Raw genomic sequence first — 25,485 nt, 5'->3', positions numbered from 1 at the left:
TCCCTTGGCTGTCGCTGGTCCGGGCGGGAGGGGTCTGGCCGAGTGGGTCCGGGCTGCTGCCGGGCTCAGCCGTAGACCATGCGGCGCAGCTGCCTGAGCGAGAGCTCCGGCGGCGCCACCGCCCGGTATTTCAGATCCGCCTCGATCCGCTGGAAGATCTCCGCGTTCACCAGGCCCTGGGCCTGGAGCTCGCGGTGGCGGCGACGGACGTACTCCTGGGTCGTCTCGTCGAAGTAGGCGAGCACGTCCTGGACCACGCGCAGTGCCTCGCCCCGGCTCAGGGGCGTGGACCGCGTCAGATGATCTACGAGTTCGTCGTGCACCCGGTAGATCCTGGGGTACCGGCGCCTGTTTCGCAAGAATCGTGCCCGATTCCGGGCAGAGGGCTGTTGAAACTCTTATGGCGCCCTGTTCGCCCCCTGTCCACCCGGAGTCCCGCATCCCGTTGCCCGAGCCGACGAGTTTCAGACGCCATGGACATTCCTCGTATGGGCGTTCCCGAGCACCTGGCCGAGCGCATGAGCATGGCCGAGCAGCACGAGTACCTGCGCGCCAGATTCTCGCGGCGCACCATGATCCGGGGCGGCGCGGTCACGCTGGGCGCCGTCGCCGGTGGCGCGTTCGTGCCGGGGGCCACCGCCCGGGCCGCCGTGCCGGCCCGGGACACCGCGCCCGCCGCCGCCACGGTCGACGGCGCGCACGTCGCCCCCTTCGGCCGCCACCTGGCCTGGGGCAACGACCCGCGCACCGAGATCACCGTCTCCTGGCAGGTCCCGCTCGCCGTCAAGAAGCCGTTCATCCGGATCGGCGCCCACCCCTGGGACCTCTCCCGGAAGATCGAGGCCGAGGTCCGCACCCTGTACACCCCGGCCGGGGTCGGCGCGAGCGGCGACCACACCCAGTACTACCTGCACGCCAGGCTGACCGGCCTGCGCCCCGGAAAGACCTACTACTACGGCGTCGGCCACCAGGGCTTCGACCCGGCCGAGCCGCACCTGCTGGGCACCGTGGGCACCTTCACCACCGCCCCCGCCCACAAGGCGCCGTTCACCTTCACCGCCTTCGGCGACGAGGGCGTCGGCTACCACGGCCTGGCCAACAACAGCCTGCTGCTCGGCCAGAACCCCGCCTTCCACCTGCACGCCGGCGACATCGCCTACGCCGACCCGTCCGGCGCGGGCAAGACCGCCGACACCGGCTTCGACGCGCGCACCTGGGACTCCTTCCTCGCCCAGACCGAGACCGTCGCCAAGCAGGTCCCGTGGATGCCGGCGTACGGCAACCACGACATGGAGGCCTGGTACTCGCCCAACGGCTACGGCGGCGAGGACGCCCGCTGGACCCTGCCGGACAACGGCCCGGACCGGAAGAACCTCCCGGGCGTCTACTCCTTCGTCTACGGCAACACCGCCGTCATCTCGCTCGACGCCAACGACATCTCCTACGAGATCCCGGCGAACTTGGGCATCTCCGGCGGAACCCAGACCAAGTGGCTGGAAGCGCAGCTGAAGAAGTTCCGCGCCGCCAAGGACGTGGACTTCATCGTCGTCTTCTTCCACCACTGCGCCTACTGCACCTCCACCGCCCACGCCTCCGAGGGCGGGGTGCGCCAGGAGTGGGTGCCGCTGTTCGAGAAGTACACCGTGGACCTGGTCATCAACGGCCACAACCACCAGTACGAGCGCACCGACGTGATCAAGGCGGGCGAGGTCACCAAGAAGCTGCCCATCGGCGGCACGGCCTACCCCGAGACCGACGGCGTGGTCTACGTCACCGCCGGCGCGGCCGGCCGCAGCCTCTACGCCTTCTCCGCCCCCGACACCTACGAGGGCCACGAGCACGAGACCGACTCCGTCGCCTCGTTCGTCAACACCAAGGACGGCAAGGTCCACGAGACCGTCGCCTGGTCCCGGGTGCGCTACCTGAACTACTCCTTCCTGCGCGTGGACGTCAGCCCCGCGCCCAGGGGCCGCCAGACCACCCTGAAGGTGTCGGGCATCGCCGAGACCGGCGCCCGCGTCGACCACTTCACCGTGTCCCGCACGGCCAAGTAGCCCCCGCGGCACGGGCGGTCCTCACAGACGCTTGAGGACCGCCTGCTTGGCCAGCGCGAACTCCTCGTCCGTCAGCACCCCGTCACGGTGCAGCTCGCCCAGCTCCCGCAGCCGCCGCAGCAGCGTGTCGTGGTCGTCGTCCCCGGCCCGCTGCTCCCCGGCCCGTTGCGCCGGGATCCGCCCCGCCTCCTCCCGCGCGGCCGAGGGGTGCGGCAGCCGCGCCTGCACCGCCGCCGCGACCAGGGCCATCAGCGGGTCCTTGCGGAACCCCCACAACTCCACCGCGTTCGGGTCGTGCTTGGGCGGCACGCCCACCGGCGCACCGCGCACCAGGAACCGCAGGTGCCCGTTCTCCAGACCGGCCGCCGGCTGCCAGTCCACACCGGTGAGGTCGGCGAGCGGAATCGTGCGGGGCCCGGCCGACGCCTTGGACTCCTCCGTCTTCCAGTTCCACTCCAGCCGCACCCGCTCCCCGTCGAAGCTCGCGGTGCCGTCCCCGGCCGAGGCGGACACCGGCAGCGACGGGCCCGGCAGTAGGTACTCGTCGACCGGACCGGGCGAAATCCCCTCCAGCAGCAGGGCGTTGCGCAGCTCGTCGGCGACGTACTCGGCCACGCCGTACCGGTCGGGCTCCACGACCAGCTGATAGGGGTCGTGCGGCTCGGTCAGCCGGCCCGCGGTGGCCTGGAGCAGCGGATCGGCGCCGTCGCGCAGCCGCAGCCTGAGCCGCCCCGACTTCCGGCCCTGCTCGACGGAGACTCCGGCCAACGCGCGCAGCGGCACGACGAGTTCGCCCAGCTCACGGCGGAGCAGGCCGACGTTCTTCTCCCGGCCCGGAGTGATCCGCAGAGCGTCGCCGTCGAAGGCCCAGGTGCCGTCCTTCTGGATGATGTCCGCCATACGGGGATTGTTTCACCCGATCTGCGGCACAGTGGAGGACGACCCCGTCAGACGGTCAACTCCCCTTAACCGAAGGGAGCGCATGTGAGACCGAACCACGGCACGACTCCCCGGACGTTCCGCGTCCTCGCCACCCTGCTGCTGCTCGCGGCGGCCGGTGCCTTCGGCGTCGGCGCGGCCCCCGACGTCCAGGCCGCCGCCCCCTCGCCGCTGGACCGGGTGGTCCCGGCGCCCGTCTCCGTCGAGCCGGGCGGCACGCCGTACCGCATCACCCGCGCCACCCGCATCCGCGTCGGCGGCTCCGCCGAGGTCCGCCGCATAGGCGCCTACCTCGCCGGCATCCTGCGCCCGTCCACCGGATACCCGCTGCCGCTCACCGACCACGGCAGCGGCGGCATCCGGCTCCGGCTGCAGAACGGCGACTACGGAGCCGAGGGCTACCGGCTGCACAGCGGCGCCGGCGGCGTCACCCTCACCGCACGCACCCCCGCCGGGCTCTTCCACGGCGTCCAGACCCTGCGCCAGCTCCTCCCGCCGGCCGTCGAGAAGAAGACCGTGCAGCGCGGCCCCTGGCACATCGCCGGCGGCACCATCGAGGACCGCCCCCGCTACGCCTACCGGGGCGCCATGCTCGACGTCTCCCGGCACTTCTTCACCGTCGCCCAGGTCAAGCGCTACATCGACCAGGTGGCCCTCTACAAGGTCAACGAACTGCACCTGCACCTCAGCGACGACCAGGGCTGGCGCATCGCCATCGACTCCTGGCCGCGCCTGGCCACCCACGGCGGCGCCACCCAGGTCGGCGGCGGCCCCGGCGGCTACTACACCAAGGCCGACTACCGGGAGATCGTGCGGTACGCGGCCTCCCGCTACCTGGAGGTCGTCCCCGAGATCGACATGCCCGGCCACACCAACGCGGCCCTGTCCTCCTACGCCGAACTGAACTGCGACGGCGTGGCACCCCCGCCCTACACCGGCACCCAGGTCGGCTTCAGCTCGCTGTGCGTGCCCAAGGAGGTCACCTACGACTTCGTGGACGACGTGATCCGCGAGGTGGCCGCCCTCACCCCCGGCCGCTATCTGCACATCGGCGGCGACGAGGCGCACTCCACCAGCCACCCCGACTACGTGGCCTTCATGGACCGGGTGCAGCCGGTGGTCGCCCGCTACGGCAAGACGGTCATCGGCTGGCACCAGCTCACCGGCGCCCGCCCGGCCCCGGGCGCCCTCGCCCAGTACTGGGGCCTGGACCGCACCGGCGCCGCGGAGAAGGAACAGGTGGCGCAGGCCGCCCGGAACGGCACCGGGATCGTCCTGTCCCCGGCCGACCGGATCTACCTCGACATGAAGTACACCGCCGCCACGCCCATCGGCACCAAGTGGGCGGGCCTGGTGGAGGTCCAGCGTTCCTACGACTGGGACCCGGGCTCCTATCTCGCCGGGGTGCCCGCCCAGGCCGTCCGGGGCGTCGAGGCACCCCTGTGGACGGAGACCGTGAAGACCACCGCCGACATCGAGTACCTGGCCTTCCCCCGGTTCGCCGGGGCGGCCGAGCTGGGCTGGTCGCCGGCCGCCCGGCTGGGCTGGGACGGCTACCGTGAGCGGCTGGCCGCGCAGGGCCCGCGCTGGGACGCCCTCGGCATCCGCTACTACCACTCGCCGCAGGTGCCCTGGCCGACGTCCTGACGGTGGAAAGCCGGCGGGCACCCCGAAGGACCGTACTCCGGGGTGCCCGTCCGCCTCGCCGGCCCGTCAGAACCCGGCGAGGGGGTTCTCCAGGGTGCCGATCAGCTGGAGCGCGCCGGACGGATCGGCGAGGTCCACCATCTGCTTGTTGTCGCGCAGCTGGAGCCGGTTGAGGCAGGACAGCGCGAACTCCGGGGCGAACATGTCGTACTGCCGGAACCGGTCGGCCAGCTGCGGATTCGCCTCCTGGTACTCGCGGGTGACCTCGGCGACCGTGCGCCAGAAGCCGTCCTCCTCCAGGATGCCCTCGGCGGCCAGCTGGGCGGCGAGGAAGCGGAAGAAGCAGTCGAAGACGTCCGTGAAGATCGACAGCAGCTTCTTGTCCTCCGGGACCTCCACCCGGATGCGCGCCACCTCCGGCGGCAGCGCCGCGTCCGGGTCCATGACGGCGATCTCCTCGGCGATGTCCTTGTAGACCGCCCGGCGCACCGCCCCGTCCCGCAGCACCAGGATCGTGTTCTCGCCGTGCGGCATGAACACCAGGTCGTAGGCGTAGAAGCTGTGCAGCAGCGGTGTGTAGTAGGCCCGCAGATACCGCCGCAGCCACTCCACCGGGGCCAGGCCCGAGCGCTCGATCAGCGCGCCCGCGAAGGAGGCGCCCTCGTGGTCGACGTGCAGCAGCGAGGCCATCGTCGCCAGGGACTCGCCCTCCTGAAGCGAGGGCACCGGGCTCTCCCGCCACAGCGCGGCCAGCATCTTGCGGTACGGCGAGTAGCGGTCGGTGGCCCGCTCGTACTCCAGGTGCCGGTAACCGACGGCCGCACGCTCCCGGATGATCGACAGGCCGCTCGCCTTCAGCACCGGGTCGCTGTCGATCAGCTGGGCCAGCCAGTCGTTGATCGCCGGGGTGGCCTCCATGTAGGCGGCCGAGAGACCGCGCATGAAGCCCATGTTGAGGACCGACAGGGCCGTCTTCACATAGTGCTTGTGCGGGGCACTGGCGTTGAAGAAGGTACGGATCGACTGCTGGGCCAGGTACTCGTCGTCGCCCTCGCCGAGCGGCACCAGCAGATCCCGGGCCACCTCGGCGGCGAAGGTGACGCTGAGCTTGTTCCACCACTGCCAGGGGTGGACCGGTATGAACAGGTAGTCGGCGGGGTCCAGGCCCCGGCCGGTGAGGCGGGACCGGAACCGGGCCACCGTCTCCTCGCCCAGCTCCTCGCGCAGGAACGACTCGTACTCGATCCCCACGCCGGCCGTGAACGCGGCCCGCGAGCGGTGCGCGGCCAGCCACACCAGCCGGACGGGGCTCGCCGTCTCCGGCGCGTACGACAGGTACTCGTGGACGCCGAAGCCGAGCCGCCCGTTGTTCGCGACGAAGCACGGATGGCCCTCGGTCATCCCGGTCTCGATCGCCTGGAACCCGGCGCGCGACAGCTCGGCCGAGGTCACCTGCGGCTTGGTGAGCTTGTAGCAGGTGCCCGACAGGGTGGAGGAGATCTCCTCCAGGTACACCGGCAGGATCTCGTCGCTCAGCCCCAGCGACTCCTTCAGCTCGATGAAGAAGTCCAGCGCGGCCAGCGGGAGTTCCTCGCCGTCGCGGTGCCGGGTGATCGAGTCGGCGTCGATCTGCCAGTGGTCCAGGGCCCGGCGCACGGCGGCGAACCGGTAGCCGGTCAGCCCGTCGTCGCTGCGCACGACGTACCGGCCGCCGTCCTGCTCCTCCGGGGTGATCAGCCGCTCGTGCGCGAACTCGGCGAGGGCCTTGCGCACCAGCAGGCGGTTGGCCCGCTCCCACCGCTCGGGGGACAGATGGGCCACGGCGTCGGCGAGGGTCATGCGGTCACCGCCTTCTCGAACTGCTCGCGGGTGCAGAAGCTCAGCAGCGCCCGCTTCTCCGGCTTGTCGATCTCCCGCTCGGGCACGAACCCGACGGCGGCGTTCAGGGCGTGCACCGCCGTGTTGCGGACGTCCGGCTCGACCACGACCCGCTCCACCGCCGGGTCCTCGAACAGGTGCGCCATCACGGCGGTGATCACGGCCCGGGTGAACCCGTGCTCGGGGGTGTCCGTGGCCGGCGTCAGGAAGTGCATCCCGACGTCCCCCGGCCGCGCCTCGTACAGCCCCACCAGCTCCCGGTGCGCGGGATCGTACTTCTCCATCAGGAACACCGGCTCACCGCCGCGCAGCCCGAACAGCGCGTGGTGGTGCTCGTCCGCCGCGATCTCCATATAGGCCCGCTCGACGTCCTCCAGCCGCGCGTCCTGCATCATCCAGAACGCCGCCTTGGGATGCGTGACCCAGGCGTGCAGCAACTGGGCGTCGTTCAGCGGATCGACGGGTCGGAATGCGAAGGTCATACGGCGAACTCCTGGAAGGCGATGGACTTTTCGACCGGGTAGTACTCGGTGCCGAGGAGTTCTCGGATGATGTACGCGTTCCGGTACGCGCCCATGCCCAGGTCGGGGCTGGTGATGCTGTGGGTGTGGACGCCGGCGTTCTGCAGGAAGACCCCGCGGCCGGTGATGTCGACGGCGTAGTTGCGGGCCACGTCGAAGCGGCCGTGGCCGTCGAAGCGGAGGCGGTCGCGGACGGGGTCGAGGAAGGCCGGCGGGGTGTAGTGGTAGCCGGTGGCCAGGACCAGGCCCTCGGTGCTGATCCGGAAGTCCTTGTCCTGCTCGTCCTGGTGGAAGCCGAGGGTGTAGGTGCCGTCCGCGTACGTCGCCGTGCGCAGCGTGGAGTTGGTCAGCAGCCGGGTGGGCACTCCGCGGTCGCCGCTGACGACGTTCTTTTGGTAGAGCAGGTCGAAGATGGAGTCGATCAGGTCCGAGTTGATGCCCTTGAACAGGCCCTTCTGCTGCTTCTCCAGCCGGTAGCGGGTCTCCTCGGGCAGCGCCCGGAAGTAGTCGATGTAGTCCGGGGAGGTCATCTCCAGGGTCAGCTTGGTGTACTCCAGCGGGAAGAACCGCGGGGAGCGGGTGACCCAGTTGAGCTGGTAGCCGTGGGCGTCGATCTCCGAGAGCAGCTCGTAGTAGATCTCGGCCGCGCTCTGGCCGCTGCCGACGACGGTGATGGACTTCTTCTCCAGCAGCTCCGCCTTGCGGTGCATGTACCGGGAGGTGTGCAGGAAGTCCCCGCCGAGGTCCCGGCACGCCTCGGGGACGAAGGGCACGGTGCCGGTGCCGAGCACCAGGTGCCGGGCGCGGTAGGTGTCCCCGGCCTCGGTGCGCACGGCGTACAGCCCGTCGTCGTAGGACACCTCGGTGACCGTGGTGCCGAAGCGGACGCAGTTCAGCTTCCCGGCGGCCCAGCGGCAGTAGTCGTCGTACTCGACGCGCAGCGGGTAGAAGTTCTCGCGGATGTAGAACGAGTACAGTCTGCCCTTCTCCTTCAGGTAGTTCAGGAAGGAGTACGGCGAGGTCGGGTCGGCCAGGGTGACCAGGTCCGACATGAACGGGGTCTGGAGGTGGGCGCCGTCCAGGAACATCCCGGAGTGCCACTCGAAGTCCGGCTTGGACTCCAGGAAGACGCCGTCCAGCTCGGCGATCGGCTCGGTGAGGCAGGCGAGGCCGAGGTTGAAGGGGCCGAGCCCGATCCCCACGAAGTCGTAGGTCTTGGTCGGGCTGTCAGGACGCGCGGTCAAGGGACTCTCCCAGGTACTGCTCGGCATGGCCGGCGATCAGATCGAGGACGGCGGCGATGTCGTCCGCCTTGGTCTCGGGGTTGAGCAGGGTGAACTTCAGGTAGTGGCGGCCGGCCACCTTGGTGCCCGCGACCACGGCGTCACCGGAGGCGAACAGGGCCTTGCGGGCGTAGAGGTTGGCCCGGTCGATCTCGGCCGGGTCGGTGACGGCCGCCGGGATGTAGCGGAAGACGAGGGTGGACAGCGAGGGTTCGACCACGACGTCGTAGCGCGGGTCGGCGGCCAGCAGCTCCCAGCCCTCGCGCGCCAGGTCGCAGACCTCGTCGAAGAGCTGCCCGATGCCGTCGGCGCCCATCGTGCGCAGGGTCAGCCACAGCTTGAGGGCGTCGAAGCGCCGGGTGGTCTGGAGGGACTTGTCCACCTGGTTGGGGATACGTTCCTGCACCATGCGGCGCGGGTTGAGGTACTCGGCGTGGTAGGTGGCGTGCCGCAGGGTGGCCGCGTCCCGGACCAGCACGGCGGAGGAACTGACCGGCTGGAAGAAGGACTTGTGGTAGTCGACGGTGACGGAGTCGGCGCGCTCGATGCCGTCGATGCGGTCCCGGTACTTCAGGGAGGCCAGCAGCCCGCAGCCGTAGGCGGCGTCCACGTGCATCCACACGCCGTACTGGGCGCACAGCCCGGCGATCTCCGGCAGCGGGTCGATGGAGCCGAAGTCGGTGGTGCCGGCGGTGGCGACGACGGCCATGGGCACCAGGCCGTCCCGCGCGCAGCGCTCCAGCTCGTGGGCGAGGGCGACGGTCTGCATGCGCTTGTCGTGGTCGACGGGGATGACGACGACGGCGTCCGGGCCGAGCCCGAGCAGTTTCGCGGACTTCTTGACGCTGAAGTGGCTGACCTCGGAGGCGAAGATCCGCAGTTTCGCGAGCGAGTCGCTCTTGGCCTCCTCCCGCGCGAGCAGCAGCGCCTGGAGGTTGGACTGGGTGCCGCCGGAGGTGAAGACGCCGTCGGCGGCCGGGCCGAGGCCGATGCGGGCGGCCGTCCAGTCGATGAGCTTGCGCTCGATGAGGGTGCCGCCGGCCGACTGGTCCCAGGTGTCCAGCGAGGAGTTGACGGCGGACAGCACGGCCTCGGCGAGCACCGCCGGGATGACCACGGGGCAGTTGAGGTGGGCCAGGTAGCGAGGGTGGTGGAAGTAGACCGCGTCCCGCAGGTAGACGTCCTCCAGTTCGTCCAGCACGGCGGTGGTGTCGCCCAGCGGACGGTCGAGGTCGATCGCGTCGATGGCGGGGGAGAGGGCGTCCACGGTGACGCCGGTGAACGGACGGTCGGTGGTGGCGAGTTTGGCCGCCACCCGCTCGACTCCTTCGGTCACGGAGCGGCGGTAGTGCTCCGCGGTGAGGCCATTGAGCAGGTGCGAGCGCATGTGGGGGTCCTCCGAGCGGATGGTCCGTGCGGGATGATCTTAGGTTAGCCTAACCTAAGTCTCGCGGAGGGGGGCATGCCTCACCCAAGGCCGGATCAGGCCAAAGGGGGAGGGCTTCCGGGCTACTCGCCCGTCGCGCGGAGCTGTTCCTCCGTCAGGCCCTGGCGCCAGTAGCCGACGAACGTCACGCGCCGCCGGTCCACCCCGAGTTCCCCGACGAAGTGCCGCCGCAGGGCCTTGACCTGGCCGGACTCCCCGGCGAGCCACACATACGGCCGCTCGGCGGCCGGCAGCGCGGCGGCCCGTACGGCGTCGACGGCCATGGGGGACCCGTCCCGCCGCACGAGCCACGTGATCTCCGCGTCCGCCGGCGTGCGCACGACCTGCACATCACCGGCGTGCGGCACCTCCAGCCAAGCCCGGACCCGGGTGCCGGCGGGCAGGGACTCCAGGATCGCGGTCGCGGCGGGTACGGCCGTCTCGTCGCCGCACAGGACGACGAGGTCGGTGTCCCCGGGCGGACGGAAGCGGATCGCCCGGTTGTCGGCGACGGCCGGTCCGAGCAGCAGCACCCGGTCGCCGGCGGCGGCCCGCGCGGCCCAGCGGGAGGCGGGGCCGGCCGGGGTGGCGGCACCCGGCTCCACGCCGTGCAGGGCGAAGTCGATGTCGATCTCGTCGGGGTCGCGGCGCAGCGCCCGCAGTGTGTACGAGCGCATCACGGCCCGTATGCCGTCCGGCAGTTCACGCCAGCCCTGCCACCAGCCGTCGCCCAGCTCCAGCGGGACCGCCGGTTCGCTCTGCCCGGGGTGCGGCAGGAACAGCGACAGGGACTGGTCGCGTCCGTCGGAGTGGAAGGCGTGCAGGTCGGTACCGGTGAAGGTGATCCGGACCAGAGACGGACCGAGCCGCCTCGTCCGTACGACCTGGAGGGAGAAGAATCGGAACGGGGCGGCTACGGCCGTGGTCATGTGTGGCTCCTGAGGGTGGGGTTCAGGGCTTTGTGGGAGGGCTGGACCGTCGTCAGCTGACCTTCTTGGCCTTCTCCAGGGCCTCGGCCAGGTTGGTGAGCAGCGGCACGCACTTGTCGTACGAGAGGATCGGCTCGGGGGAGCGGGGGATGACCTGACCCGCCTTCACCGCGGGCAGCTTCTTCCAGGTGGCCTTGGTGATGTCGGCGGGCTGGATCGCCTGGGAGCGGTCGTCCATCATGATGATGTCGGCGTCGTACTTGTCGACGTTCTCCCAGCTCAGCGACTCGTACCAGCCGCCGCCGCCGTTCTTCTGCTTGGCGGCCTCGGACGGCTCGACGAAGTTCACGCCGAGGGACTTGAAGTACTCCAGGTCGATGGAGAGGTTGGTGCCGGAGACGTAGAGCAGCTGGTCGCTGGCGCTGCCGACCATCACCTTGATGTCGGGCTTGGCCTTGGCGGCGGCGCGCAGCCGGGCGGCGGCGTCCTCGAACCGCTTCTTGGCGTCGGTGACCTTCGCGGCCTTCATGTCGGCGCCGAGCGACTCGGCCAGGTCCCACATGCGCTGGAGCGGCTGGGTGAGCTGGCGGTCGTAGACGGAGATGCCGACGCTGGGGGCCAGCTGGGAGATCTTCTTCTTCGACTCCTCGGGGACGTACCAGAGGGTGCCGACGCCGTCGAAGATCGTCGTGATGAGCACGTCCGGGGCGAGGGAGGCGTACTTCTCGATGTTGAACTGACCCCAGGTGTTGCCGAGGATCGTCACCTTGCTGACGTCCATGTCGCCGGCCTGGACGTCGGGCTTGCCGTCGGTGGTCTTCGTCGGGCCGAAGACGCCCTTGGCCTGGATGCCGTAGTCGTACAGCGCGGCGGCGACGCCGGTGAACGCGACGATGTTCGCGGGGACCTTGTCCAGCTTCACGGTCGTGCCGCGGTCGTCCTTGAACGACCAAGGGCCCGACTTGCCCGTGCCCGCGCTCCCGTTGGAGCCACCGTCTTTGCCCTTGTCGTCCCCGCAGGCGGCGAGCGCGGCACCGAGGCCGAGGGCGCTGCCCGCGGCGAGCAGTCCGCGGCGGGTGAGGTGGGTGGCACGGGCGTGGGACATGGGTATGACTGCTTTCGACCGGGGCGAAGCGCCCGCCGGACAAGTTCGAAGGTAGGTTAGCCTAACCTCATCTGATGTCCAGGGGGTGGGGTTGCCCCGTTGCGTGGGACGCGTTCACCTCTTCCCTCAAGTGGCCGTCGGGCCGCTCGCTTCTCGGTCAGTGTCGTGCTTCCACGGGCCGCCTCAAGGGCGCTGCGCGTCGCCTTCGGCGATGGGCCTCCGGCCCACCCTTGACCCGGCCCGCTCCAGCACGGGTAAGAAGCGAGCGAGCGGCCGAAAGAACAGTGGCCCAGCCCGGTACCGGACCCACAGGTGGGCTACAAGGTCCCGTCAGCAGGGCACGCGGTCGCGCCTCGCCGGCACGCCGGGCCGGCCGAGCGGCCTGCGGGGCGGTGGGTGGTGCGCGCTCGCGTCTCGCCGGCACGCCGGGCGGCCAAGCGGCCTGCGGGCAGGTGGAGGGCGCGCGGTCGCACCTCACCAGCACGCGGGCCCGTCCAGCGGCCTCCGGCCCGGCGGGTGGTGCGCGCTCGCGTCTCGCATGGACGCCGGGCCGGCGAAGCAGCTTGCGGTCCGGTGGCGGGCCCTCCGGGAGAGCGGGCAGTTTGCAACGCCCACCGCGAGGGCGGGGGCGAGGGGGGCTAGTTATGGACGAGTATTCCAAAACGAGCCGCCCGCCCACCGGGCTCACCGTCCATCCATCCGGCAACCGCGCTGAATGAGCGTGTTCGGCGCCGGCCCGTCGGCCGCGCAAGGACGCCGTGTCGACCGGCCCCGCCGCGACACAACCACCATCGCCGACGGCGGGTACCAAGGCACCGGCCTGCTCATCCCGCACCGCAGACGACGAGGCCAGACGCACCTCAGCGGCCTTTAGGGAGAGACCAGTTGGCCGATGTAGGGTTCCGATGATCATGAAATCAATGAATAGAGGAACTGTGCGGCTCTCTCTGAAGGTTGCGACTGTCACCGCTTCGCTCATAGGCGCCACAGCGTTCGCGATCGTCCCGGCCAGCGCGGCGCCCGCGCAGACCGCTTCCGCCGCCGCGACCTGCTACGTCCACAACAACTCCAGCTCCGCGCTGAACGTGCGCAGTGGGGCCGGGCCGTCGTACTCGGTCATCGGCACCATCGCCCCCAAAGGAAAGCTTCCGTGCGGCAGCCTCGGTGAGCGCGAGGTGACCGGCGGGAAGTACACCGCGTGCGGTGGCACCAGCCCCTATTGGATGACCGTCCGGATCAACGGGGTCGACGGCTGGGTGGCCTCGGCGTGCGTGTCATTGGGCCTCTGAACATCACCGGAGAAGCACCCCCCTGGCTGACCGAGGTGCAGTTCGCCGGGCTGGTGGCGTTGGTGTGTCATCGGGGCGGGTACGGGTGAAGAACCGCGCTCTCCGGAGCCGCTCAGCTACAACTTCCGCCACTACCACGGACTGGCACCGGAGGTCGGGACGGCTTCCGCTCCGAAACGGTGCACGCGGCGACTCGTGGCGCACAGGTGTCCGGGGAGCCGTCGGCCCAACCGCTCCTCGGACACCCGTGACCCCGCGCAGGCGGCGTCGGCTCAGCCCGCCAGCCCCAGTTCCCGCGCGATCAGCATCCGCTGCACCTCGCTCGTGCCCTCGCCGATTTCCAGGATCTTGGAGTCTCGCCACATGCGGGCCACCGGGTACTCGTTCATGAAGCCGTACCCGCCGTGGATCTGGGTGGCGTCGCGGGCGTTGTCCACGGCGACCGTGGAGGAGTGGAGCTTGGCCAGGGCGGCCTCCTTCTTGAAGGGTTCGCCCGCGACCAGGCGGGACGCCGCGTCGCGCCAGGCCAGGCGGGCCGTGTGGGCCTTCATCTCCATGTCCGCGATCTTGAACTGGATGGCCTGGTTGGCACCGATCGGGCGGCCGAAGGCGTGACGTTCCTTCGCATACTTGACCGACTCGTCCACACAGCCCTGGGCCAGGCCCGTGGCGAGCGCGGCGATGGCGATGCGGCCCTCGTCCAGGATGCGCAGGAACTGGGCGTAGCCGCGGCCCTGTTCGCCCAGCAGGTTGGCCGCGGGGACACGGACGTCGGCGAACGACAGCTCGCGGGTGTCGGAGGCGTTCCAGCCGACCTTCGAGTAGGGCGCCGCCACCGTGAAGCCCGGGGTGCCGGACGGCACGATGATGGCCGAGATCTCCGGGCGGCCGTCCGGCTTGCGGCCGGTGACCGCGGTGACGGTCACCAGGCCCGTGATGTCCGTGCCCGAGTTGGTGATGAAGCACTTGGTGCCGTTGATCACCCACTCGTCGGTGTCCGGGTCCAGCCGGGCCGTCGTACGGGTCGCCCCCGCGTCGCTGCCGCCGTCCGGCTCCGTCAGGCCGAACGCGCCCAGGATCTCGCCCGCGCACAGACGGGGGAGCCACTGACGCTTCTGTTCCTCCGTGCCGAACAGGTGCAGCGGCATCGCGCCGAGCGAGACGCCGGCCTCCAGGGTGATCGCCACCGAGGAGTCCACCCGGGCCAGTTCCTCCAGGACGAGGCCCAGTGCCAGGTAGTCGCCGCCCATCCCGCCGTACTCCTCCGGGAACGGCAGCCCGAACAGGCCCATGCGGCCCATCTCGCGGACGATCTCGTACGGGAACTCGTGCCGCTCGTAGAAGTCGCCGATCTTCGGCGCCACGACATCGTGCGCGAACTCCTCCACCGTACGGCGGAGTTCCTCCAGCTCGGGGCTGAGACGGTGGTCCATGCTGATCACTGGTCCTTGTGGGAGAGAGCGCGGACGGTACGGGACGGGCTGGGCCGGCCCAGCTGTTCGGCCATCCACACGCTGGTGGCGGTCAGACGGCCGAGGTCGACCCCGGTCTCGATGCCGAGCCCGTGCAGCATCCAGACGAGGTCCTCGGTGGCGAGATTGCCGGTGGCGGACTTGGCGTACGGGCAGCCGCCCAGCCCCCCGGCGGAGGCGTCCACGGTGGTGACGCCGTGCTGGAGGGCGGCCAGGGTGTTGGCGAGCGCCTGGCCGTAGGTGTCGTGGAAGTGGACGCCGATCGCGTCGGTCGGCACGCCCCGCTCGTTCAGCAGGGCGAGCAGCGCCCGGACCTGGCCCGGGGTGGCCACCCCGATGGTGTCGCCGAGGCTCAGCTCGTCGCAGCCCATGTCCCGCAGCGCCCCGCACACCCGCGCCACCTGGGCGAGCGGCACCGGGCCCTCCCAAGGGTCGCCGAAGCACATGGAGACATAGCCGCGCACCCGTACGCCCTCGTCCTTCGCGCGCCGCACCACCGGCTCGAACACCGCGAGGGACTCCTCCAGCGTGCGGTTGAGGTTGGCCTTGGCGAAGGACTCGGTGGCGCTGGCGAACACCGCGACGTACTCGGCGCCGAGGGCGAGGGCCCGGTCCAGGCCGCGCTGGTTGGGCACGAGCACCGGAAGCGCCGCGTCCAGGTCCTTGACCCGGGGGAACAGCTCTTCCGCGTCGGCGAGCTGGGGCACCCACTTGGGGTGGACGAAGCTCGTCGCCTCGATGGTGGTCAGGCCCGCGCCGGCCAGCCGGCGGATGAACTCGGCCTTCACCTCCGTCGGTACGGCCGTCTTCTCGTTCTGCAGCCCGTCGCGCGCGCCCACCTCGTGGATCCGCACCCGCGCGGGCAGTCCCTCGGCCGGTACGGCCATGGGCAGACCCCGGGCGCTCATCCGGCCGCCTCCTCGAGCGGTGCGATGACAGCCAGCACCTGGTCCATGGCGACCGTGCTGCCCGGCGTCACGTCCAGTTCGGCGACCGTGCCGGCGTGCGGGGCGGAGATGACGTGTTCCATCTTCATCGCCTCCACCACCAGCAGGCTCTGCCCGGCGGTCACCTCGTCGCCGACGGCCACCTTGACCACCGTGACCGTGCCCGGCATGGGCGCGGTGAGGGAGTCGGCGCCCGCGTGGGCCGCGCGGTTCAGGGACGCGGCGACCGGGTCGTGGTCGCGCACCTGCCAGGCGTCGCCGTCCCGGCCGAGCCAGTCGCCGGCGCGGCGGAAGGTGTGCCGGACGCCGTCCAGGGTGACGCTCACCCGGTCACCGGTGACGGTGTGGACGCCCCGGGGGGTGTGGGCGACGGGTTCGCGCACCCGCAGGTGGAAGACGGGCGGCTTCGGGGTGCCGCCGAGCCGCCAGCCGTTCGGCACCGAGAACGGGTCGGTCCAGCCCTCCGCGCGCGGCTGAAGTGCCTCCAGCCGTACGGCCGCCGCTGCCTCGTACACCTCCTCGGGCACCTCGCCGGGGACCAGGTCGTCCACCACCCGCTCCACCAGACCGGTGTCCAGGTCGCCCGCGACCACCGCCGGATGGGCCAGCAGCCGGCGCAGGAACCCGGCGTTGGTCTGCACGCCCAGCGTGACCGTCCGGGCGAGGGCCGCCCGGAGCCTGCGCAGCGCGGTCGCGCGGTCGGGGCCGTAGGCGATCACCTTGGACAGCATCGGGTCGTACAGGCTGCCCACCTCGGTGCCCTCGCTCAGCCCGGAGTCGGTGCGCACCCCGTCGCCCTCGGGCTCGTCCAGCAGCAGGACCGTGCCGCCGGAGGGCAGGAAGCCGCGCGCGGGGTCCTCGGCGCAGATCCGGGCCTCCACCGCGTGCCCGGTGAGCGTGATGTCCGACTGGGCGAAGGGCAGCCGCTCGCCGGCCGCGACCCGCAGCTGCCACTCCACCAGGTCCAGTCCGGTCACCAGTTCGGTGACCGGGTGCTCCACCTGGAGGCGGGTGTTCATCTCCATGAAGTAGTACTGCGACGGGTCGTTGCCCGGGACGATGAACTCCACCGTGCCCGCGCCCCGGTACCCGCACGAGCGGGCCGCCTGCACGGCCGCCTCGCCCATCGCGGCCCGGGTCGCCTCGTCGAGGAGCACGCTCGGCGCCTCCTCGACGACCTTCTGGTGGCGCCGCTGGAGGGAGCACTCGCGTTCGCCGAGGTGCAGCACGTTGCCGTGACCGTCGGCGAGCACCTGGATCTCGATGTGCCGGGGCCGGTCGATCCACCGCTCCACCAGCAGCGTGTCGTCGCCGAAGGAGGTGCGGGCCTCCCGGCGGGCGGCGGCGATCTCCTCGTCCAGCACGGTCAGGTCCCGCACCAGGCGCATGCCCTTGCCGCCACCGCCGGCCGACGGCTTCAGCAGCACGGGCGCGCCCAGGGCGCGGGCCGCCTCGGCCAGCTCCGGGTCGCGTCCGCCGGGCACCACCGGCACCCCGGCCGCCTCGACCGTCTCCTTGGCCCGGATCTTGTCGCCCATCAGCGCGATCGCGTCCGCCGGCGGGCCGATGAACACCAGCCCGGCCTCCTCGCACGCCCGCGCGAAGGCCGCGTTCTCGGCGAGGAAGCCGTAGCCGGGGTGGACGGCCTGGGCGCCGGTGCGGGCGGCGGCCTCCAGCAGCCGCTCCACCGACAGATAGCTCTCGGCGGCCGGCGCCGGGCCGATCCGCACCGCCGTGTCGGCCTCCCGTACGTGCCGCGCGTCGGCGTCGGCGTCGGAGAAGACCGCCACCGAGCGCACGCCCAGGGCGCGCAGCGTACGGATCACGCGTACGGCGATCTCGCCCCGGTTGGCCACCAGCACTGTGTCGAACACGGTTCCCCTCCTCACATCCGGAAGACGCCGAACTGGGGGTCTCCCAGAGGCGCGTTGGCGCAGGCCGTCAGGGCCAGACCGAGGACCTGACGGGTGTCCAGCGGGTCGATCACGCCGTCGTCCCAGAGCCGGGCGGTGGCGTAGTAGGCGTTGCCCTGGCGCTCGTACTGGGCGCGGATGGGCGCCTTGAACGCCTCTTCGTCCTCGGCGGGCCACTCCTCGCCGCGCCCCTCCAGCTGGTCCCGCTTGACGGTCGCCAGCACGGACGCGGCCTGCTCGCCGCCCATCACGGAGATCTTGGCGTTGGGCCACATCCACAGGAAGCGGGGGGAGTAGGCCCGGCCGCACATCGAGTAGTTGCCCGCGCCGTAGGAGCCGCCGACCACCACCGTCAGCTTGGGCACGCGCGTGCAGGCCACCGCGGTGACCATCTTGGCGCCGTGCTTGGCGATGCCCCCCGCCTCGTAGTCCCTGCCGACCATGAAGCCCGAGATGTTCTGGAGGAATACCAGCGGGATGCCGCGCTGGTCGCACAGCTCGATGAAGTGGGCGCCCTTCTGGGCGGACTCGGAGAACAGGATGCCGTTGTTGGCGACGATCCCCACCGGGTGGCCGTGGATCCGCGCGAACCCGGTGACCAGCGTCTGCCCGAACTCCGCCTTGAACTCGGCGAACCGGGAGCCGTCGACCACGCGCGCGATGATCTCGCGGACGTCGTAGGGGGTACGGGAGTCGACCGGGACGGCGCCGTAGAGCCCGTAGGGGTCCACCTTGGGTTCGACGGACGGCCGGACCTCCCAGGGCAGGGTCCCCCGGGCGGGGAGCGTGGCCACGATGTCCCGGACGATCCCGAGCGCGTGCGCGTCGTCCTCGGCGAGGTGGTCGGTGACGCCGGAGACCCGGGAGTGCACCTCTCCGCCGCCCAGCTCCTCGGCGGTGACGACCTCGCCGGTGGCCGCCTTCACCAGGGGCGGCCCGCCGAGGAAGATCGTGCCCTGGTTCCGCACGATCACGGCCTCGTCGCTCATCGCCGGGACGTACGCCCCGCCCGCCGTGCAGGAGCCCATGACGGCCGCGATCTGCGGGATGCCCGCGCCGGACATGCGGGCCTGGTTGTAGAAGATCCGGCCGAAGTGGTCCCGGTCGGGGAAGACCTCGTCCTGCATCGGCAGGAAGGCCCCGCCGGAGTCGACCAGATAGACGCACGGCAGCCGGTTGTCCAGGGCCACCTCCTGGGCGCGCAGGTGCTTCTTGACCGTCATCGGGTAGTACGTGCCGCCCTTGACCGTCGCGTCGTTCGCCACGATCACGCACTCGCGGCCGCTGACCCGCCCGATGCCGGCGATCACGCCGGCGGCCGGGGCCTGCCCGTCGTACATCCCGTCGGCCGCGAGCGGCGCCAGCTCCAGGAAGGGCGAGCCCGGGTCGAGCAGTGTGTCCACCCTGTCCCTGGGCAGCAGCTTGCCGCGCGCGGTGTGCCGCGCCCGGGCCTTCTCGCCGCCGCCGAGGGCCGCCGCGGCCAGCTTGCCGCGCAGCTCCTCCACGAGTGCGAGATGGGCCTGTTCATTGGCCCGCCAGCCCTCCGACGCGGGATCGGCCGCGCTGTGAAGCTCCGGTGCCTCCTGCATCCTGCGGTCCCCTCACCGGTGTCCGAACCTGTTAATGAGCGTTAACCATTTCCCTCAGGTTAACGACCGCTAACGTCGCTGTCTAGAATTGTCGGCATGGCCAGCAGAACCGACGCCCCCACCCGCCGCGAGCAGATCCTCAAGGAGGCCGCCCGGCTCTTCGCCGAACGCGGCTTCCACGGCGTCGGTGTCGACGAGATAGGCGCCGCCGTCGGCATCAGCGGCCCCGGTCTGTACCGGCACTTCCCGGGCAAGGACGCGATGCTGGCCGAGCTGCTGGTCGGCATCAGCGGACAGCTGCTCACCGGTGCCCGGCGCCGGCTGGCGGAGGCCGACGGGATCCCCGCGACCCGGGTGCTGGACTCCCTGATCGAGGGCCACATCGACTTCGCCCTGGACGACCGCCCGCTGATCACCCTGCACGACCGCGAGCTGGACCGGCTGCGCGACAGCGACCGCAAGCTGGTGCGCCAGTTCCAGCGGCAGTACGTGGAGCTGTGGGTGCAGGTGGTCCGCGAGGTCTACCCGGACCTGACCGAACCGGCCGCCCGCTCGGCCGTCCACTCCGTCTTCGGCCTGCTGAACTCCACCCCCCACCTCGGCCGCGCCGGCACGCTCCCCGGCCGGGGGACGACGGCGGACCTGCTGCACCGGATGGCGCGGGGGGCGTTCGAGGCGGCGGGGCGGGAGTAGCCGCCGTACGGCTGCCTCCCCCGGGGGGCCTCGGCCGTTCGGGGGTCGTCCGCCGTGACCTCGTGGGGTGGCGCGGGCTGATGGGGCCGCCCCGGGTGGGAGGCGTGGCCGCGGGGCTGCCATCGCCGCCGACGGGGAGTTCCACGGATCCTGTCCGGGGCTGCCCGGGTGGGCGCTGCCTGCCGTCCCTGCCCGCTGCCTGTTGCCCCCATGGGCTGCCTGTCGCCTGCCGCCCCTGCTCTGCGCCCGCAGTGCCCGGTACTCGAAGGACGCCGCCTGTCGGCTGTGCCCTGTGCCCTGTGCTCCGGGGCCGGGCCCGTCCCGCCGCGCCCCGTGCGGACCGTCGCGCCCGGTGGGCTGTCGGTGTGCGGCCGGGTGCCGCAGGGCTCTTCCCTAGGGGCCGGGCCGTGTCCTCGGGCCCCTCTTCGCACGCGTGACGAGCATTACGGAGCAACACCCCTGGACGGGCTTCCGTACTCGCCGGTACGGTAAGTGAGCAAGCGCTTAGACATGCTCGAAGTCATGCCGAGGTACGTGGAGGTGGCGGCGTGCGCCGTACGGTGTTCAACGAGGATCACGAGGCGTTCCGGGAGACCCTTCGCGCCTTCATCGAGGCCGAGGTCGTCCCGGTCTACGACGAGTGGTTCGCCGCCGGCCAGGCGCCGCGCGACTTCTACTACAAGCTCGGCGAGCTGGGCATCTTCGGCATCAGCGTGCCCGAGGAGTTCGGCGGCGCGGGCCTGGAGACCCACAAGTTCGAGGCCGTCCTCTACGAGGAGACCGCGCGCGCGGGCGTGCAGTTCGGCGGCTCCGGCGTGCACGTGCTGCTCGCCCTGCCCTACATCAAGATGCTCGCCACCGAGGAGCAGAAGAAGCGCTACCTGCCGAAGTTCGTCACCGGCGAGGAGATGTGGGCCATCGCGATGACGGAGCCGGGCACCGGTTCCGACCTCGCGGGCATGAAGACCACCGCCAAGCTGAGCGAGGACGGCACCCACTACGTCCTCAACGGCGCCAAGACCTTCATCACCGGCGGCGTCCACGCCGACAAGGTGATCGTCTGCGCCCGCACCTCCGCGCCCACCGCCGAGGACCGCCGCCACGGCATCTCCCTGTTCGCCGTGGACACCAAGTCCGAGGGCTACTCCATCGGCCGCAAGCTGGACAAGCTGGGCCTGCGCACCTCCGACACCGCCGAGCTGGCCTTCGTGGACGTCAAGGTGCCCGTCGAGGACCTGCTCGGCGAGGAGAACAAGGGCTTCTACTACCTCGGCCACAACCTGGCCTCCGAGCGCTGGGGCATCGCCTTCGGTGCCTACGCCCAGGCCAAGGCCGCCGTCCGGTTCGCCAAGCAGTACGTGCAGGAGCGCACCGTCTTCGGCAAGCCGGTCGCGCACTTCCAGAACACCAAGTTCGAGCTGGCCGCCTGCCAGGCCGAGGTGGACGCCGCCGAGGCCGTCGCCGACCGCGCGCTGGAGGCGCTGGACGCCGGCGAGCTGACCCCCGCCGAGGCCGCCTCCGCCAAGCTGTTCTGCACCGAGGTCGCGCACCGCGTCATCGACCGCTGCCTCCAGCTGCACGGCGGCTACGGCTACATGAACGAGTACCCGATCGCCCGCCTGTACGCGGACAACCGCGTCAACCGCATCTACGGCGGCACCAGCGAGATCATGAAGACGATCATCGCCAAGGACATGGGTCTCTGAGGACGCCCGGCCCCCGGCGGTATACCTGCACGCCATGAGCAAGGCACTCCAGGACCTCCTCGATCTGCTCCGCCTGGAGCGGATCGAGGAGGACATCTTCCGCGGCGAGTCCCGCCCCGCCGTCGTCCCGCGCGTCTTCGGCGGGCAGGTCGCGGCGCAGGCGCTGGTCGCCGCCGGGCGCACGGTCCCCGCCGACCGGCCCGCCCACTCCCTGCACGCGTACTTCCTGCGTCCCGGTGACCCGGGCGCGCCGATCGTCTACACCGTGGACCGCATCCGCGACGGCCGGTCCTTCACCACCCGCCGGGTGGTCGCCGTCCAGCACGGCAAGCCGGTCTTCCACCTCTCCGCGTCCTTCCAGACGTACGAGGACGGGCTGGAGCACCAGGCGCCGATGCCCGCCGCCCCCGACCCGGTGACCCTGCCCACCTCCCAGGAGCGGCTGGGCGGCTACGGCCACCTCGCCCCCGAGGTCGTCGAGCGGTTCCTCCGGGCCCGCGAGGCGGTCGACCTCAGGTACGTGGACGAGCCGCCGTACGGGCGCTACGGCGAGCCGCGCGAGCCGCACTCCCAGGTGTGGTTCCGCGTCAACGGCAAGCTCGACGGCGACGACCCGTTGCAGCACGTCGTCCTCGCCACCTACGTCTCCGACATGACCCTGCTCGACTCCGTACTGCTCGCCCACGGGCGCGGCGGCTGGGCCGTCGGGGACGTCGTCGGGGCGTCCCTGGACCACGCGATGTGGTTCCACCGGCCCTTCCGGGCGGACGAATGGCTGCTGTACGACCAGGAGTCGCCGTCGGCGTCCGGCGGCCGCGGCCTCGGTCAGGCCCGCATATACACGCAGGACGGACGGCTCGCCATCACCGTCATCCAGGAGGGCGTGGTCCGCGTTCCGAGGCGGCCGTGACGGATGTGCTTCTCAAGATGACTTGTGACGTATGTCCGATTAGGCTCTCTGGGTGAAGGGCCGCAGCGAACGCCATTTCGTTCATTCCCTGCTGCGGTGACACCTGAAGACCGCGCCGCATCTTCCTCATCACCGCGGCGACGGCCATCCACCTCGCGCCTCCCCCTCGGGGAACCGCGAGAGACGATGGAGATGGAAGGTATTCCCATGCGATCACAGCGCACGAGGCGTCTTGTCGCGTTGTCCGCCTCCGGTCTGCTGCTGGCCGGCGGAGCCGCGTTCGGCACGGCCGCGACGGCCTCCGCCTCGGACTACAGCAGCGACAGTTCCTACAGCTGGTCCCACGACGACCACGGTGGCTGGTGGAACGACGATGACGACGACTACGGCTACGGTGGCGACCACGGCGGTGGCTACGGCGGCGACCACGGCGGCGGCTACGGCGGCGACCACGGCGGCGGCTACGGTGGCGACCACGGCGGCGGCTACGGCGGTGGTGACCACGGCGGCGGCGGTCACGGTGGTGGCGGCCACGGCGGTGGCGGCGGTCACGGTGGCGGCGGCCACGGCGGTGGCGGCGGTCACGGCGGTGGCGGTGGCGGCGGCCACGGAGGCGGTGGTGGCGGTCACTGATCCGGTCTGACAACCGAACACCGAGTGCGGCCCCGTCAGCGGGGCCGCACGTCGTTTCCGGGACCGGAGACGGTGACGCGACCGGGCTGTCGAGCCGTCAGGCCAGGCCCGCCCCGGCCAGCAGGTACGCCGTCATCGGGTCGTAGTGACGGGGGCTGACCACATGGTCGTCCAGCGGGACCACCACCTGCACGGTGCCCTCCGACTCGGCGAGGAAGAGCGCCGGGTCGTTGCAGTCGGCGTACCCGACGGAGTCCACGCCGTGCTGCCCCGCGTATCCCGCCCAGCCGTGGTCGGCCACCACCAGGTCGGGCAGCGGACGCCCCGCGCGCTCGAGTCCGGTCAGGACGGCCCGCATCGGCTCCCCGGAGTGGGTGTGCCACAGCGTCGCCCCGTGCTCCAGCACGGCCACGTCCGCGAACTGCATGACGTACCCCTCGTCCGTGCTCAGCCCGTCCGGGATGACCACGATCTCGCAGCCCGCGGCGCGCAGCGCGGCGGCCGTGGCCCGGTGCACGTCCAGCAGTCCGCCCGGGTGCCCGGTGGCGAACAGCACCCGCTGGCGTCCCTCGGCCGCCTTGCGCAGCCGCGCCGCCATCCGGTCCAGCGCGTCCACGGTCAGTTCGGGGTCGATGGTGTCCTGCCCGTACCGGTACTCCGGGTCGTCGTTGACACCCACCCGCTCGGCCATCACCGCGAGCACGTCCTGCTCGTCCGTCCAGCGGTCGCCCAGCTCCAGGCCGAGCCAGAAGTCGCGGACACCGTTGGCGAGCTGACGGTAGTGGGAGAGGTTGTTCTCGCGGGGCGTGGCGACGTCCCCCGCGATGCGGGTGCGCACCAGATGGTCGACGAGCTGGGCGCGGCTGGGTGTCCCGGATATCGGCATGGCTCCCATTGTGGGGCAGCGCACGGCGCCGGTCCCGGAGATATCGGCCGCTGGGACGGGGGTCACGTGCCGGGGCGGTCAGCCCCGGCGCAGGGCGAACCACAGCTCCATGCGCGCGTCCGGGTCGTCCAGGTCGGTGTCCAGCAGGGCCGCGCAGCGGGCGACACGCTGCCGCACGGTGTTGCGGTGCACGCCCAGCGCCACCGCCGTACGGTCCCAACTGCCGTGCAGCGACAGCCAGGCGCGCAGGGTCTCGGCGAGCGCGGGCTGCCCGGCGAGGGGGGCGAGCAGGGTACGGGCGTGCGTCTCGGCGTCCGCCGCCGGCACCAGGTCCGCGAGCGCCGGCCGGGCGGCGTGCCGCAGCAGCGGGACGCGGGTGGCGCGGGCCCGGGCCAGGGCGCGGGCGGCCTGGGTGTCGGCGGCCGGCCACTCCCGGGGCTCGGCCGGGGCGCTCACCCCGAGGGTCCAGCCGGGCTGCGGCTGCGGTACCCGGTCGGCGGGCACCAGGACCCGTACGGTCTCGCCGGCGAGGTCGACCAGCGGCGAGCCCAGGGCGGCGCCGAGCGCGGAGGCGGCGACCGGGTCCGGGGCCTGGGCCTCCGGCCGGGCGTGTACGACGAGCCGGCGGCCGGCACCGAGCAGCGGGGCCACCTCCTCGGGCGGGGCGCCGAGCAGCAGCCGCACCAGCGCGGAGGACCGGGCCGCGCCGGCCCCGCTGTGGTGCTCCCCGGTCAGCAGCGCCAGCAGCACGGCGGCGACCGACGCGATGGTGTGGTCCCCGGCCTCCCGCCGCCGGCCGGCCACCCCGAGCACGAACCCCTCCCCGGCCCCGAGCGCGTAGACCGCGAGGTGCACACCGCCGTGGGTGTCGGTGGCGGAGGCGGGGTGCGCGGGGGCCTTCGCCGGGTGGGAGGCCGGCCTGACCACGCCGGCCAGCCCGGCCAGGGCCGCCCGGACCTCCGGCGGTGTCTCCCGCCCCGCCCCCGCGACCTCCGTGCCGTCCGGGCCGTAGAGGACCGCCCGGCCGGACAGGTGCTGGGACAGCCGGCGCAGGACCGAGGGGATGGGGTCGGGGCGGGCGGCGGCCGCCGCGAGGCTCTGCTGGGCCTCGGTGACGCGGCGCAGCTCGGCCAGCCGGGCCTGGGCCATCAGCTGCCAGACCGCGCGGGCCACGGCCGAGAACGTGGTGTGCGGCGGGACCTCCAGCAGCGGCAGGCCCCGCTGCTCGCAGGCGGCGACCAGGGCGGGCGGGACCGTGTCGTGCACCGGGGCCACCCCGAAGCCGAGCGCCGTGCCGCCCCCCGCCACGATCCGGGAGACGTAGCCGGCGAAGTAGTCCCCGGGTTCCGCCCCCTCCGGGATGTGCACCCCGGCGGTGAGCAGCAGTTCGCCGCCCAGCAGGTAGGGGGAGGGGTCGGTCATCTCCGAGGTGTGCGCGCCGTGGATCACGGTCCCGGGGTCCGCGGGACCGGCGATCTGCCGCAGGGCGAGGTCCTCCCGGGCCAGCAGCGCCTGGAGCGGCACCGGCGGGGTCGGCGGGACGGCGGGGGCCGGGGCTGGGGTGATCGTCTCCGGCATGGTGTGCGTACCCTCCATCCCGCCCCGTTCCTCTGTATGAAACGTACACTTCGCAGTCGCTTTCCGGCCACCTACTGTCAGGTGAGC

General features: G+C 71.7%; 21 protein-coding genes and 1 pseudogene. 8 read left to right on the top strand and 14 right to left on the bottom strand.

The features are described from left to right. Nucleotides 1-65 precede the first annotated feature (65 nt). Nucleotides 66-323: a hypothetical protein gene (locus tag IE251_RS18720; RefSeq protein ID WP_030782447.1), complete on the bottom strand. Its 258-nt coding sequence runs from the start codon at nucleotides 321-323 to the stop codon at nucleotides 66-68. Nucleotides 324-488: 165 nt separating this feature from the next. Here IE251_RS18720 and IE251_RS18715 point away from each other — a divergent pair, with 165 nt between their 5' ends. Continuing rightward, nucleotides 489-2,054, top strand: coding sequence for a purple acid phosphatase family protein (locus tag IE251_RS18715; RefSeq protein WP_189754131.1), 1,566 nt, complete (start codon nucleotides 489-491; stop codon nucleotides 2,052-2,054). A 21-nt stretch (nucleotides 2,055-2,075) separates the two neighbouring features. Here IE251_RS18715 and IE251_RS18710 read toward each other — a convergent pair whose 3' ends face one another. Next, the gene (locus IE251_RS18710) at nucleotides 2,076-2,954 is read right to left on the bottom strand and encodes a DUF4429 domain-containing protein (protein ID WP_189754130.1); all 879 of its coding nucleotides are present in this window, start codon (nucleotides 2,952-2,954) and stop codon (nucleotides 2,076-2,078) included. Between the two features lie 84 nt (nucleotides 2,955-3,038). On the opposite strand from IE251_RS18710, the gene IE251_RS18705 reads away from it, so the two are divergent. Next, entirely contained in the window at nucleotides 3,039-4,640 is a 1,602-nt protein-coding gene (locus IE251_RS18705) for a beta-N-acetylhexosaminidase (protein WP_189754129.1), read from the top strand. Between the two features lie 66 nt (nucleotides 4,641-4,706). Here IE251_RS18705 and IE251_RS18700 read toward each other — a convergent pair whose 3' ends face one another. From IE251_RS18700 to IE251_RS18675, 6 genes are all read right to left on the bottom strand, one after another. After that, nucleotides 4,707-6,479, bottom strand: coding sequence for an IucA/IucC family protein (locus IE251_RS18700; RefSeq protein WP_189754128.1), 1,773 nt, complete (start codon nucleotides 6,477-6,479; stop codon nucleotides 4,707-4,709). Beyond that, entirely contained in the window at nucleotides 6,476-7,000 is a 525-nt protein-coding gene (locus IE251_RS18695; RefSeq protein ID WP_189754127.1) for a GNAT family N-acetyltransferase, read from the bottom strand. The genes IE251_RS18700 and IE251_RS18695 overlap by 4 nt, the downstream gene beginning before the upstream one ends. After that, nucleotides 6,997-8,283 (bottom strand): lysine N(6)-hydroxylase/L-ornithine N(5)-oxygenase family protein, encoded by a 1,287-nt coding sequence (locus IE251_RS18690; protein WP_189754126.1) that lies wholly within the window; start codon nucleotides 8,281-8,283, stop codon nucleotides 6,997-6,999. Before IE251_RS18690 ends, IE251_RS18695 begins: the two co-directional genes overlap by 4 nt. Next, the gene (desA, locus tag IE251_RS18685; protein WP_189754125.1) at nucleotides 8,267-9,709 is read right to left on the bottom strand and encodes a lysine decarboxylase DesA; all 1,443 of its coding nucleotides are present in this window, start codon (nucleotides 9,707-9,709) and stop codon (nucleotides 8,267-8,269) included. Before desA ends, IE251_RS18690 begins: the two co-directional genes overlap by 17 nt. 122 nt (nucleotides 9,710-9,831) lie before the next feature. Further along, nucleotides 9,832-10,677: a siderophore-interacting protein gene (locus IE251_RS18680; RefSeq protein ID WP_189754124.1), complete on the bottom strand. Its 846-nt coding sequence runs from the start codon at nucleotides 10,675-10,677 to the stop codon at nucleotides 9,832-9,834. A gap of 52 nt (nucleotides 10,678-10,729) precedes the next feature. Further along, nucleotides 10,730-11,782 (bottom strand): ABC transporter substrate-binding protein, encoded by a 1,053-nt coding sequence (locus IE251_RS18675; protein WP_189754123.1) that lies wholly within the window; start codon nucleotides 11,780-11,782, stop codon nucleotides 10,730-10,732. Between the two features lie 781 nt (nucleotides 11,783-12,563). Between IE251_RS18675 and IE251_RS18670 the strand changes: the two are divergent. Beyond that, nucleotides 12,564-12,647: pseudogene (locus tag IE251_RS18670) on the top strand (IS5/IS1182 family transposase); the annotation flags it as partial. Between the two features lie 70 nt (nucleotides 12,648-12,717). Next, nucleotides 12,718-13,071 (top strand): SH3 domain-containing protein, encoded by a 354-nt coding sequence (locus IE251_RS18665; protein WP_189754122.1) that lies wholly within the window; start codon nucleotides 12,718-12,720, stop codon nucleotides 13,069-13,071. A 272-nt stretch (nucleotides 13,072-13,343) separates the two neighbouring features. Here the strand turns inward: IE251_RS18665 and IE251_RS18660 are convergent, their stop codons facing one another. The 4 genes from IE251_RS18660 to IE251_RS18645 are packed head-to-tail and all read right to left on the bottom strand — an operon-like array spanning nucleotide 13,344 to nucleotide 18,992. Next, nucleotides 13,344-14,504 (bottom strand): acyl-CoA dehydrogenase family protein, encoded by a 1,161-nt coding sequence (locus IE251_RS18660; protein ID WP_189754121.1) that lies wholly within the window; start codon nucleotides 14,502-14,504, stop codon nucleotides 13,344-13,346. Nucleotides 14,505-14,509: 5 nt separating this feature from the next. Beyond that, the gene (locus tag IE251_RS18655; protein WP_189754120.1) at nucleotides 14,510-15,451 is read right to left on the bottom strand and encodes a hydroxymethylglutaryl-CoA lyase; all 942 of its coding nucleotides are present in this window, start codon (nucleotides 15,449-15,451) and stop codon (nucleotides 14,510-14,512) included. Next, nucleotides 15,448-17,364, bottom strand: a complete 1,917-nt coding sequence (locus tag IE251_RS18650) for an acetyl/propionyl/methylcrotonyl-CoA carboxylase subunit alpha (RefSeq protein ID WP_189754119.1) — start codon at nucleotides 17,362-17,364, stop codon at nucleotides 15,448-15,450. Before IE251_RS18650 ends, IE251_RS18655 begins: the two co-directional genes overlap by 4 nt. A gap of 11 nt (nucleotides 17,365-17,375) precedes the next feature. After that, nucleotides 17,376-18,992 carry a carboxyl transferase domain-containing protein gene (locus tag IE251_RS18645; protein WP_189754118.1) on the bottom strand — a complete coding sequence of 539 codons (1,617 nt, stop codon included), beginning with the start codon at nucleotides 18,990-18,992 and terminating at the stop codon, nucleotides 17,376-17,378. Nucleotides 18,993-19,088: 96 nt separating this feature from the next. Between IE251_RS18645 and IE251_RS18640 the strand changes: the two genes are divergently transcribed. The 4 genes from IE251_RS18640 (at nucleotide 19,089) to IE251_RS18625 (ending at nucleotide 22,934) form a co-directional block, all read left to right on the top strand. Then, the gene (locus IE251_RS18640; protein ID WP_189754117.1) at nucleotides 19,089-19,685 is read left to right on the top strand and encodes an SACE_7040 family transcriptional regulator; all 597 of its coding nucleotides are present in this window, start codon (nucleotides 19,089-19,091) and stop codon (nucleotides 19,683-19,685) included. A gap of 548 nt (nucleotides 19,686-20,233) precedes the next feature. Further along, entirely contained in the window at nucleotides 20,234-21,391 is a 1,158-nt protein-coding gene (locus IE251_RS18635) for an acyl-CoA dehydrogenase family protein (RefSeq protein WP_189754116.1), read from the top strand. A gap of 34 nt (nucleotides 21,392-21,425) precedes the next feature. Further along, the gene (locus IE251_RS18630) at nucleotides 21,426-22,301 is read left to right on the top strand and encodes an acyl-CoA thioesterase (protein ID WP_189754115.1); all 876 of its coding nucleotides are present in this window, start codon (nucleotides 21,426-21,428) and stop codon (nucleotides 22,299-22,301) included. Nucleotides 22,302-22,508: 207 nt separating this feature from the next. Beyond that, on the top strand, nucleotides 22,509-22,934 hold the full coding sequence (locus IE251_RS18625) for a hypothetical protein (protein ID WP_189754325.1): 426 nt from the start codon (nucleotides 22,509-22,511) through the stop codon (nucleotides 22,932-22,934). A gap of 97 nt (nucleotides 22,935-23,031) precedes the next feature. Here IE251_RS18625 and IE251_RS18620 read toward each other — a convergent pair whose 3' ends face one another. After that, nucleotides 23,032-23,820: a phosphatase gene (locus IE251_RS18620; RefSeq protein ID WP_189754114.1), complete on the bottom strand. Its 789-nt coding sequence runs from the start codon at nucleotides 23,818-23,820 to the stop codon at nucleotides 23,032-23,034. Between the two features lie 78 nt (nucleotides 23,821-23,898). Continuing rightward, nucleotides 23,899-25,416, bottom strand: a complete 1,518-nt coding sequence (locus IE251_RS18615; protein WP_189754113.1) for a PucR family transcriptional regulator — start codon at nucleotides 25,414-25,416, stop codon at nucleotides 23,899-23,901. Nucleotides 25,417-25,485 lie beyond the last annotated feature (69 nt).

It is taken from the genome of Streptomyces eurythermus (genome assembly GCF_014649115.1).
Classification (GTDB): Bacteria; Actinomycetota; Actinomycetes; order Streptomycetales; family Streptomycetaceae; genus Streptomyces; species Streptomyces eurythermus.
The sequence above is the reverse complement of the archived record's forward strand: the minus strand, read 5'-3'. Positions and strand labels throughout refer to the sequence as shown.